General features: G+C 67.9%; 9 protein-coding genes. 6 read left to right on the top strand and 3 right to left on the bottom strand.

The genetic code is table 11. The features are described 5' to 3' along the window. Positions 1–294: 294 nt before the first annotated feature. Together mgtE (F618_RS0112720) and mgtE (F618_RS0112715) are read right to left on the bottom strand one after the other, a co-directional pair. A complete protein-coding gene (mgtE, locus tag F618_RS0112720; protein WP_019568787.1) occupies positions 295–1,653 on the bottom strand; it encodes a magnesium transporter in 1,359 nt (452 codons plus the stop codon). A 10-nt stretch (positions 1,654–1,663) separates the two neighbouring features. Then, positions 1,664–3,022, bottom strand: coding sequence for a magnesium transporter (gene mgtE / locus F618_RS0112715; RefSeq protein WP_018950851.1), 1,359 nt, complete (start codon positions 3,020–3,022; stop codon positions 1,664–1,666). Between the two features lie 406 nt (positions 3,023–3,428). Here mgtE (F618_RS0112715) and F618_RS0112710 point away from each other — a divergent pair, with 406 nt between their 5' ends. The 4 genes from F618_RS0112710 to F618_RS15715 all read left to right on the top strand — a co-directional run bounded on the left by F618_RS0112710 (position 3,429) and on the right by F618_RS15715 (position 8,649). Beyond that, the gene (locus tag F618_RS0112710; protein ID WP_018175787.1) at positions 3,429–4,145 is read left to right on the top strand and encodes an ABC transporter ATP-binding protein; all 717 of its coding nucleotides are present in this window, start codon (positions 3,429–3,431) and stop codon (positions 4,143–4,145) included. Continuing rightward, positions 4,142–6,700 (top strand): ABC transporter permease, encoded by a 2,559-nt coding sequence (locus F618_RS0112705; protein ID WP_019568786.1) that lies wholly within the window; start codon positions 4,142–4,144, stop codon positions 6,698–6,700. Before F618_RS0112710 ends, F618_RS0112705 begins: the two co-directional genes overlap by 4 nt. Before the next feature lie 146 nt (positions 6,701–6,846). Next, positions 6,847–7,983, top strand: a complete 1,137-nt coding sequence (locus F618_RS0112700; protein WP_026331233.1) for a lipocalin-like domain-containing protein — start codon at positions 6,847–6,849, stop codon at positions 7,981–7,983. A gap of 120 nt (positions 7,984–8,103) precedes the next feature. Beyond that, positions 8,104–8,649, top strand: coding sequence for a transposase (locus F618_RS15715; protein ID WP_081620908.1), 546 nt, complete (start codon positions 8,104–8,106; stop codon positions 8,647–8,649). 143 nt (positions 8,650–8,792) lie between these two features. Here F618_RS15715 and F618_RS0112690 read toward each other — a convergent pair whose 3' ends face one another. Next, positions 8,793–8,993: a PA3496 family putative envelope integrity protein gene (locus F618_RS0112690; RefSeq protein ID WP_019568783.1), complete on the bottom strand. Its 201-nt coding sequence runs from the start codon at positions 8,991–8,993 to the stop codon at positions 8,793–8,795. Positions 8,994–9,209: 216 nt separating this feature from the next. Here F618_RS0112690 and msrP point away from each other — a divergent pair, with 216 nt between their 5' ends. Then, positions 9,210–10,184 (top strand): protein-methionine-sulfoxide reductase catalytic subunit MsrP, encoded by a 975-nt coding sequence (gene msrP / locus F618_RS0112685; RefSeq protein ID WP_018170015.1) that lies wholly within the window; start codon positions 9,210–9,212, stop codon positions 10,182–10,184. A gap of 12 nt (positions 10,185–10,196) precedes the next feature. Then, positions 10,197–10,841, top strand: a complete 645-nt coding sequence (locus F618_RS0112680; protein WP_026331232.1) for a sulfite oxidase heme-binding subunit YedZ — start codon at positions 10,197–10,199, stop codon at positions 10,839–10,841. Positions 10,842–11,406 lie beyond the last annotated feature (565 nt).

Raw genomic sequence — 11,406 nt, 5'->3', positions numbered from 1 at the left:
CACGACCGCACTCGGCCACCGCCACCGCAATCGTCTCCTTATGCACGTCCAGCCCGATGTAGGCACCGTAGACGTTGCTCGCTTGCTCGAGCACTCGCTTCACCCCGGCCTGCCCCGTCACCGGGCCTGCATCCTTCACCCCTTCCGCGATAAACTCATTCATGACCTGCCCCCTCGATAATGGCTCTGTGTTGAAGGTGGTTATCCCAACCCCGAAAACATAACCCACGCTCTCGAGGTCGGGCAGGTCAATCCATGATGTCTACAGGGAGGGTTGGGGGCGGGGCCTGGGAGCTAGAGGCCGAGGATGGCGACGGCGGTGGCGAAGTAGATGGTGATGCCGACGACGTCGACCACGGAGGTGATGAGCGGGGCGCTGGCGACGGCGGGGTCGACGCCCAGGCGGGTGAGGGTGAACGGCAGCAGCAGGCCGAACAGGGAGCCGAACAGGACGACCAGGAACATGCCGAGCGCGATGGCGTTGGCGACCTCGAGGCTGCCCAGCCAGTTGCCGGAGAGCCAGATGGCGCCGGCCAGGGTGGCGCCGAGGGCGGAGGCGACCAGGATTTCCTTGCCGCCCAGGCGCCACCAGTCCTGGGGCTTGATGTCGTTGGTGGCGAGCGAGCGTACGACCAGGGTGGAGGCCTGGGCGCCGGCGTTGCCGCCGGAGGCGATGACCATCGGGAGGAAGAAGATCAGCGCGACCACGGTCTCAATGGCGGCCTCGAAGTGGGCGATGGCCAGGCCGGAGAGGATGTTCACGGCGACCAGGATGACCAGCCAGCCGATGCGCTTGCGGTAGAGCAGCTGCATGCTGGCATCGCGCAGCGAGATCACGACGTCGCCCACCGCGGCCATGCGGTGGAAGTCCTCGGTGGTCTCGGCGCGCAGAACGTCCATCACGTCGTCGACGGTGATGATGCCGAGCAGGTGGCCGTTGTCGTCGACCACCGGGAGGACGTCGAGGTCGTAGTGGCTGATGCGGTGGGCGGCCTCTTCGCGGTCTTCCTCGGCACTGATGCTGACGACATCGGTGTTCATGCGCTCGCGCACGCTGGTGGTGGGGCGCGACAGCAGCAGCCCCTTCAGGCGCACCCAGCCGAGCAGTTCGCCGGTGGGCGTGACCACGAAGATGGTGTTGATGGTCTCGGCCAGGTCGCTCTGTTCGCGCAGGTGATCCATCGCCTCGGCCACCGACCAGTCGGGCTGGACCGTGGCGAACTCGGGCGTCATCAGGCGCCCGGCGCTCTCCTCCGGGTAGCCGAGCAGGGTCTCCAGGGCCTCCTGGTCTTCATCCGGGAGGGTCTCGAGCAGGGATTCGGCCTGTTCGTCCTCCAGCCCGTCGATCACCGAGACCGCGTCATCGTAGGACAGGGCCGCGACCAGGCGGCTGGCGTGCTCGTCGTCCAGCGCCTGAAACACGCGCGACTGGTGATCCGATTCCAGGTGGGCGTAGATATCCGCGGTGCACTCGACATCCAGGCGCTGGAAGAAGGCCTCCATCTGTTGGGCCGGCAGGGCCTCCAGCGCGTCGGAGAGATCCGGCGCCGCGTGCTCGGCGCACAGGCTCTGCAGGGCCTCCGCGGTGGGCGCGGTCAGCGCGGTCTGCAGGGCCTGCGGCAGGGTGTCGAGATCCGGTTCGGTCGGGCTCATCCGGGAGGTCCTATGGGATTGCCAGGCCGAGCAGGGCCGTGGCCAGCGTGAAGTAGATGAGGATACCGCCGATGTCGGCGAGCGAGGTGACCAGCGGTACGCTGGCGGTCGCCGGATCGAGGCGGAACTTGTTCAGGACCACCGGCAGCAGCATGCCGAGGATGCTGGCCACGGTAACGATGATGGTCATCGACAGCGCGACCAGCAGCGCGATCTCCGGCCCGCCACGCCACAGCCCGACCAGCGACACCGCAACGCCCATGCTGAGCCCGAGAGTCAGGGACACGCCCATCTCCTTGGCCCAAAGCCGGAGCCAGTCCCTGGCCGTGACCTCGCCGGTGGCCATGGCGCGCACCATCAGCGTGGAACTCTGCGCGCCCGCGTTACCGCCGGAGGCGATCAGCAGCGGCAGGAAGAACACCAGCACCACCACCGCCTCGATGATGTCCTCGTACTGGGAGATCATCAGCGCGCCGATGGTGTTGAAGGCGACCAGACCGAGCAGCCAGCCGATGCGCTTGCGATAGAGCAGGAACGGGCTGGCCTCCTGCGGGGACAGCGGCAGGGTGCCCACCGAGCCCAGCTTGTGGAAGTCCTCGGTGGACTCGGCCTCGATCAGGTCCATCACGTCGTCGACCGTGACCACGCCCAGCAGCTCGCCGATCTCGCCGACCACCGGCAGGCTCTCCAGGTCGTAGTGCTGGATGCGGCGGGCGGCCTCTACCGCGTGTTCGGAGACCGCGATGGTGATCGGGTCGGCTTCGCCCAGCAGTTCGCGCACCGGGCTGTCGGCGCTGGCGCGCAGGAAGTGGCGGATGGGTATGGCAGCCAGCAGTACGCGGTCCTGATCGACCACGAAGATCACGTTGTTGGAGTGCTCGTCCGCGTTGCGGCGGATGAAGGCCAGGGCGCGCTTGAGCGTCCAGTCCGGGTCCACCGCGACGACATCCGGCGACATCACGCGGCCGACCGAGTCCTCCGGGTAGTTGAGCTGCTTGAGCGCGCGGCGGATCGCGCGGAACGGCAGCAGGCGCAGGTAGCCGCGCAGGGTGTCCGGGTCCAGGGTCTGCAGCAGGGCGGTGAGATCGTCCGCCTCCATCTCGGAGAGGATGAAGCGGGCGTCCTCGCGCGGCGAGGCCTCCAGCAGGCGGATCTGGTGCCCGGTGTCGAGGTAGGCAAAGACGTCCGCCTTGCGCCCGGGGGGCAGCAGGTTGAAGACGGCGATGAGGTCTTCCTCGCCCAGCTCCATCAGCGCGTGGGCGATGTCCTGCACGCGCATGTAGTCGAGCAGTTCGTGGAGCCCGTCGCGGTCGTCCAGACGCAACAGCTCCTTCAGCTCGATGATGGACTGCTCGAGGTGAAGCTCCATGCCCTTCTCCCGGCGGCATCGGGGCAGCGCGCGGACTGTGCACGGGCACAGGCCGTCGCGGCGCCGCACGAATGCGGTGAATGGTGCAGGTTCGGGTCGGGTGGGGCCCGGCCGTTCCCGGCTCTTTGATCAAAGAGGCCTGACGGGAAGCGACCGGTTAGGGAACGGACGCTTGCCGCTAGGCGCAGATAGATCGGCTGCGTGATCGGCTGCTTGATCGGCGTGTCAAGGCGCGTTCCCGTGTGAGGAGATGGCGCTTATTCTAACGGATGCCGGGCCTCAATCAACCGCTTGTGTGGCATTTTGAAACATTCATCTACTCTTCATGGTCATGTGGAGTCGGGGCCGGGTGTCTCCCGGGACGGCCCGACACCCCGGCTGGAACGGACAACAAAAGGCGGATCGTATGGCTGAGTCATCAGCGTTTTCGGGGCCGGTCCTGCGGCTGATCGGCGCGGCGTTTGCCTACCCCGGCGAGGGCGAGGTGCTGCACGGCGTGGACTTCGAGCTGGCCCCCGGCGAGCGCGTGGCGATCGTGGGCGAGAGCGGGAGTGGCAAGTCCACCCTGCTGCATCTGGCGGCCGGGCTGGAGGCGGCGGATCGCGGCGAGGTGCATCTGGCGGGCGAGGCGCTCGCGGGGCTGGACGAGGCGGCACGCACGCGGCTGCGCCGGGCCCGCGTGGGGATCGTGTTCCAGTCGTTCCATCTGATTCCGACGCTGACGGTGCTGGAGAACGTGATGCTGCCGCTGGAGCTGGCAACGCAGGCCGATGCGGCCGCCCGCCGCGAGCGCGCCGGACGCCAGCTGACGGCGGTAGGGCTGGGGGACAAGGGTGAGCGGTATCCGGAGGCGCTGTCGGGTGGCGAGCAGCAGCGGGTCGCGATCGCGCGGGCGCTGGTGCACGAGCCGGCGCTGATCCTCGCCGACGAGCCGACCGGCAATCTCGACTCGCGCACTGGCGAGACGATATTCGGGCTGCTGCTGGAGCAAGTACGGGCGACCGGGTGTTCCTTGTTGCTGGTGACCCACAGCAATGAACTGGCGGGGCGACTGGATCGGGTGCTGACGATGCGCGACGGGGTCCTTCAGCCTCCGGAATCGGTGGAGGGGTTGCCGGCGTGAGCGGTCTCGTTCTGCGTGCGTGGCTGCGCGACTGGCGTCGGCGGCCGCTGCAGCGGGTGCTGACGCTGGTCGGTGTGATCATCGGCGTGGCGGTGGTGCTGGCGGTGGATCTGGCGAACCAGTCCGCCCAGCGGGCCTTCGACCGCTCGATGGACGAGGTGGCCGGGGCCGCCACGCATCAGGTGCTGGGGCCGGCGAGCGGCTTCGACGAGGCCTTTTACCGCGACCTGCGCATGGCCGGGTGGCGGGATACGGCCCCGATCGTGGAGGGCCCGGCGCGACTGCCGGATGGCACGACGATCTACGTGCTGGGCGTCGATCCGCTGGCCGAGGGGCCGTTTCGCGGGGCGGCCTCGGATATCGGCGATGCCCCGGTGCAGCGCCTGGTGACCGAGCCGGGGACGATCCTGCCGCCTGCGGGCTGGTTCCGGGCGAGCGGGGAGGCGCATGGGGCTCGATTGGCACTGGAGGCGGCCGGGGGCGAGCGCGAGGTCACGTTGATCAACCGTGCCGCCGAACGGGACGAGGACCCGAGTGATGATGGGGGGGATGGCGCGCCTGATGATGCGGGCGCCGCGCTCTGGGTGACGGATATCGCCACGGCGCAGGTATTGCTCGACCGGCTGGGGCGGCTGGACCGGATCGACGTGCGGCTGGCCGAGGACGAGGTCGAGGCCCTGGCCGACGTATTGCCCGCGGAACTGGAGCTTGTGGCGGTCGAGAGCCGGGGCCAGGCCGCGCGCCAGCTGGCGCAGGCGTTCCGCATCAACCTCACCGCGATGAGCCTGCTGGCGCTGCTGATCGCGGCGTTTCTGATCTACAACACGCAGACCTTTGCGGTGCTGCGCCGGCGCGAGGTGATTGCCAGCCTGCGCCTGGTTGGTGTCGGGCGCCGGGCGATCTTCGGGGTGGTGCTGCTGGAGGCCCTGCTGGTCGGCGTGATCGGCACGCTGCTGGGTGCGCTGCTGGGGGTGGCCCTGGCACAGGTGCTGGTTGCGCAGGTCGCGCAGACGGTGACGGATCACTTCTTCGCGGTGGCGGTGACCGGGGTCACGCCGCGGCCATTGGCTCTGGCCGCGGTGCTCCTGCTGGGCGTGGGGCTGTCGCTGGCGGCCGCACTGGCCCCGGCCTGGGAGGCGGCGCGGGTGGCGAGCCCGGCCGGCACCGGGCGCGGAGGGCTGGAACGGCGTGCCCGTGGCTGGGCCGCATGGCTGGCGCTGGCGTCTATCGTTCTGTTGCTGGCGGGCGTCGGGTTGATCGTGACCGGTGCCGGGGCGCTGGTGGGCGGGTTTGTCGCACTGTTCCTGCTGATTGCGGGGTTCGTGTTGCTGCTGCCCTGGGTGCTGGCGTGGACGCTGTGCGGCCTGGCGGTGCTGGTGCGCGGGGCGGCCCTGCCGCGCATTGCGGTTCGCAGCCTGGAGCGTAGCTTGTCGCGCAGCGCGCCCGCCACCTCGGCGCTGACGCTGGCGCTGGCGGCGGCGATCGGCGTGGCGGTGATGGTGGGGAGCTTTCGCGGCAGCGTGGAGCAGTGGCTGGGGCAGGCACTGACCTCGGACCTGTACGTGGTGCCGGCGGCCCCGGCTTCGGCGCGCGGGGGGGCGCGCCTGCCCGAGGACTGGACCGCTGACCTGGTGGCCCGGTCGGGTGCCGTGTCGGTCAGTTCCGGCACCAGCCAGGAGGTCGTCAGTGACCGGGGGCTGGTGGACCTGTACGTGGTGCGTCCGCATGCCGACTGGCTGGACTACCTGCCGCTACTGGAGGCGGCCGTGCCCCGCGAGGCGCTGGGGGCACGGCTGGCCGCGGACGATGCCGTGTTGGTGACCGAGCCGTTTGCCGCGTATCACGACGTGGGGTTGGGCGATCGGCTTTCGCTGGCCGCGGCGGGGGGGCGGCGGGCGTTCGAGATCCTAGGGATCTATCGCGACTACGGGAACCCGCAGGGTACGGTCCTGATGACGCAGGCGGCGTTCGTGCGCGGGGGCGTGTCCGCGGACGGGGTGGGTTCGTTCGGGCTGCGCCTGCCGGATGGTGCTGACGCCGAGCAGGCGGTGGAACACCTGGAGGCGTGGCTGGCGGCGCAGGACCACGCGGCGCTGGTGACGCGGCCGGGGGATATCGAGCAGGAGTCGATGGCGATCTTCGATCGGACCTTTGCGATCACGCATCTGCTGCGGGTGATCACGCTGGTGGTCGCGTTCATCGCGATCCTGGGGGCATTGATTGCGTTGCAGATGGAACGGGCGCGCGAGTTCGCCACGCTGCGCAGCCTCGGCCTGTTGCCCGGCGGCGTGCGCGGGCTGGTGGTGCTGCAGGGCGGTGTGCTCGGGGTATTCGCTGCCCTGGCGGCGATCCCGCTCGGGCTGGGGATGGGCTGGTTGCTGATCGAGGTGATCAACCGCGAGGCCTTTGGCTGGGGAATGGACCTGCGCCTGCCCTGGGTCGAGGTCGGGGAGACCGTGTTGCTGGGGGTGGGGGCTGCGCTGCTGGCGTCGGTGATCCCGGCCTGGCGCATGGCGCGCATGCGCCTGGTGCCGGCGCTACGGGAGGTGCCCTGATGTTTGGGTTCAGATTTGTGGGCAGAGCTTTAGGAGCTCTTGTGGGAGGCGCTGTGGGAGCGGGCTTGCCCGCGAATGGGTCCCGCCAGAATCCAGCGCGGGCAGGGGCTTCGCGGGCAGGCCCGCTCCCACAGGGGCTTCTGGTCATGTTGTTGGTGGGATTACTGGCCGCATGCGGGGGTGGGGAGCCGCCGGAGTCGGATGATGCGGGGGTGACCGGACTGCGGGTGAGCGAGGCGCTCGGGGGCGAGGACACCACGGGCTTTCGCCGCGCCGATGCGCCGCGGGCGTTCGAGTTTCCGCGCGATCATGGGCCGCATCCGGGGTTTCGCAACGAGTGGTGGTATCTGACGGGGAATCTGGACGGGCCCGAAGGCGAGCGTTTCGCGTTTCACGTGACGTTCTTCCGCGTGGGGCTCGCGCCGGAGCTGGCGGGCGATGCGGTCTGGCACGCGTCCGCCTGGGCTAGCCCCGATCTGTGGATGGTGCATACGGCGGTGCTGGACCGTGACGCGGGGTTTCACGCATCCGAGGAGCGGTTCGTGCGCGATGGCGGCGGGCTGGCCGGGGCCACCGAGCCGGTGGGGCGTGTCTGGGCCGAGGATTGGGAACTGGCCGGGCTGGAGGGGGCGCGCTGGACGCTGCGCTTCACGGTCGAGGACTACGTGCTGTCCTTGGAACTGGAGGCGGCGCGCGAGCCGGTGTTGCAGGGCGAGGCCGGCCTGAGCCAGAAGGGGCCGGAGCCGGGCGATGCCTCGTATTACTACTCGATGCCCCGAATCGCGGTGGCCGGCGAGGTGCGCCGTGCCTCGGGGGCAACGCTGGACGTGACCGGGCAGGCGTGGATGGACCGCGAATGGAGCACCAGTGCGCTGGCCGAGGATCAGGCGGGCTGGGACTGGTTTGCGCTGCAGCTGGATGACGGGCTGGACGTGATGTATTACCAGTTGCGCCGCCCCGATGGCACGCCGCACGAATTATCGAAAGGTCGCTGGATGCCGCTGGATGCCGGGGACGCCCTGCTGGAGCCGGAGCAGGTGCAGCTCGAACCCACCCGCTACGCCACCCAGCCGTCCGGCAACCGCTATCCGGTGGAATGGTCCCTGCGTATCGAGCCTCCGGGTGGCGGGCCTGCGCGCGAGTGGACCGTGGTGGCAGTGCGCGACGAGCAGGAGATGGACACGGTGGTCCGCTATTGGGAAGGGGCCGTGGATATCCTCGACGCGGATGGCGAGCCGGTCGGCCGGGGCTTCGTGGAGTTGACGGGGTACGAGGACCGATGAAGGCCTTGGCTAGGGGGTGGCTCTGCCCCCGGGCGTTGATGCGATGAGCGGAGCGAATCGCATCGCGCCGGAGTAGCACAAACATCGGTTCGAACCAATCCCAGGGAAGGGAGGCGACGGATGACGGATTATCGCCGTGTGCGCGTGCCGGGTGGCACGTATTTTTTCACTGTGAATGCGGCCGTTCGGGTAGGAAACACCCTATTTACGGATCACATTGACGCGTTGAGAGACGCGTTTCGCGAGGTGCGGCATCGTCATCCGTTCGTGATCGACGCGATGGTGGTGTTGCCCGAGAATCTCCATTGTATCTGGCGCCTGCCGGACGATGATGCCGATTTCAGCCGCCGATGGCGGTTGATCAAGGCGCGGTTCTCGCGGTTGGTGTGTGCTGGCGAAGCGCGCACGCGTAGCCGGGCAAGACGCGGTGAGCGAGGGCTCTGGCAACGCCGGTTCTGGGAGCATTGCATCCGCGATGAGGATGATTGGGTCCGCCATGTCGATTATATCCATTACAACCCGGTGAAGCATGGCTGGGCACGTTGTGTGGCCGAGTGGCCGTACTCCAGTTTTCACCGGTTTGTGCGGGCAGGTGTGTATCCGGTGGATTGGGGTGGCGTGCCGGAATCAGATGGCTTGGTTGTGGGGGAGGCCCGGGGTGGTTGATGTATCCGAGTGATGCGATTCGCGGGGCTCATCACATCCTACGAGGGGAGAAATGGGTTCGTAGGATGTGATCAGCGGAGCGAATCGCATCGATGATGTGGGGCGTTTCGGAAATGGGGTGGCGGGGCGCGCCACCCCGGGGGTTACCACTCCAGGGCTTCGTGGGTGGGGGCCAGGTCGAAGTCGTCCTCGAGGTGGGCGCGCAGGGCGCGTTCTTCCATCAGGCGTTCCAGGGCGCGGCGAGCGGCGTGGCGTGCCGGGCCGCGGTCATTGACGAGCTGGTTGTCGAACAGGCTGGCGATTTCGTCGGCACCATCGGCCACGTCGTCGATCGTGGGATCCATTGTCGGGTCTCCTGACAAGCCGGCCGGGCCACCCCGGACTGCGGTATCAGAAAAGCCTTATATATCGTTCCCGGCGCTGCGCAAGCAGAAAATTCTTATTGTTCGGCGGATTGTCTTATGGGCATGGCACGCCGAACTCGGGACGCTGCTTCTGGTCCATCGTGCACGAGTGACAGCGCTTCTCACTGTCATGCCAACCAGTCGCGAGGGCAGGCCATGCTGATCCGCACCCGACGTCGTTCCGAGTGTTCCCATAGCGAGATCACCCCGCCGGAGGTCTACGCGCGGCGGCGCGAGTTCCTGCGTGCCGGGGTCGGGTTGGGCGCCGGTCTTGCCCTGGGGGGGCTGGGCATGGCGTTGCCGGCCTCCGCCGCGCTGCGCGGCTACCCGCTCGAGTTCGAGGGCAGCGACTACTCCACGGACGAGTCGAAGACCGCGTATGACGAGATCACCAGCTACAACAATTTCTTCGAGATGGGGCCGGGCAAGAGTGACCCCAAGACCTACGCCGACCAGCTGAAGACCGACCCCTGGACCATCACCGTGGACGGGCTGTGCGAGAACCCCGGCGAGTATGCGGTTGAGGATTTCATCAGCCCCTGGTCACTGGAGGAGCGGATCTATCGCATGCGCTGTGTCGAGGGCTGGTCCATGGTGATCCCGTGGATCGGCTTCGAGCTGAATCGCATCATCGAAAAGGCACAGCCGCGCGGCGGTGCCCGCTATGTCGCCTTCGAGAGCATCTACGATCCGGACAACCTGCGCGGCCAACGCCGCCGCCGCGGCAGTAGTGGCGGGCTCGAGTGGCCCTATACCGAGGGGCTGCGCCTGGACGAGGCGATGCATCCGCTGACGATTCTGGCCGTGGGGTTGTACGACGAGGTGTTGCCGAATCAGAACGGGGCGCCGATCCGCGTGGTGGTGCCGTGGAAGTATGGCTTCAAGAGCATCAAGTCGATCCAGCACATCCGTTTTGTCGAGGACCAGCCACCGACCCTGTGGAATCAGGCGCAGTCCGACGAGTACGGTTTCTACAGCAACGTGAATCCGGACGTGGACCATCCGCGCTGGTCACAGCGCACCGAGCGCCGGATCGGCGAGTTCCGCCGCCGGCGCACGGAGATGTTCAACGGCTATGCCGATGAAGTCGCCTCGCTGTACGAGGGGATGGACCTGACGCGGTACATCTGACGCGGTGACGGCATGACGTCCTCAACGCGCCGGGCGCGCGCCCGGCCACCGCGTGGCGTCTGGTGGGCGGTGCTGCTGGCCTCGCTGGTCCCGGCGGCCTGGATTGGCCTGCGTACGCTGGGCTGGTTCGACGGGCTGGGCGTGAACCCGATCGAGAAGCTGCTGGAACTCTCCGGCACCCACGCGATGATCGCCCTGCTGATCGCGCTGGCGGTCACACCGCTGCGGCAGATGACGGGGCTGGCGTGGATCGTGCGGCTGCGGCGAATGCTGGGGCTGGTGGCGTTCGGTTACGTGACCGCGCACGCCCTGATCTGGCTGGGGGTGGATCTGTTCTTTGACTGGGAACTGGTGCTCTACGACCTGACCGAGCGCCCGTTCGTGATGGTTGGCTTCGCCGCCTGGCTGATCCTGCTGGCGTTGACGCTGACCTCCACCAACGCCGCCCAGCGCTGGCTCAAGAAGAAGTGGGTCTGGCTGCACCGTGGGGTGTACCTGGCCGGCGTGCTGGCGGTGCTCCACTTCCTCTGGCTGGCACGCGCCGACTACGTGGAGGTCGCCCTGTACGCGGCCATCCTCGCCTTCCTTCTCGGCTGGCGCGTGCTCTACCGCTGGCAATCCCGCCGCCGTATCCATGCCCGCCGCGTTAGCGCCTGATCCCGACGCCGTTACGCCAACCAAGAAGCGCACGAAGGAGGCCAATAGCCTGGAACCACAGAGTTCACAGAGAAGGGCAGGAAAGCTGATGGGATGCGGACAACAGGCTTGGCGCGCGGACACCGGATTCCACTGCTTCTCGAGGTTTCCTGATTCGCCACATGGGTCAGCCAGGTCCAGGGATCGTGCGGGCCCGGGTGTGTACCGCACCCGTCGGCCGAAGGTGGCCCTGGAGCGCAGCGGTACGCGCTCCAGGACTCCCCGCGCCGCCTTTTTCGTCATCCCGGAAACCGCGTAGCGGTTATCCGGGATCTCGGCGGCTGGGGTTGCCCCAACGGGGAAGATCCCGGCTCTTCGCTTCGCTCCGGCCGGGATGACAGTGCAGGGGCAAGGGCCGGGGAGGGTGACATTCCCAAACGGCCCGGATTAGAGCGACCTGCGACGGGCCATTTACGTCCCCGGACGATCCCCGTGACTGGCTGACTCTCGTCGCCAATCAGGCGATTTTTCTACCCTGGATCTGCTCTGTGTCCTCTGTGTCCTCTGTGTCCTCTGTGCCCTTCGG

The sequence above is a fragment of the Thioalkalivibrio sp. ALMg13-2 genome, from assembly GCF_000381185.1.
Taxonomy (GTDB): Bacteria; Pseudomonadota; Gammaproteobacteria; order Ectothiorhodospirales; family Ectothiorhodospiraceae; genus Thioalkalivibrio; species Thioalkalivibrio versutus.
This window is presented reverse-complemented; position numbering and strand designations above follow the sequence as displayed.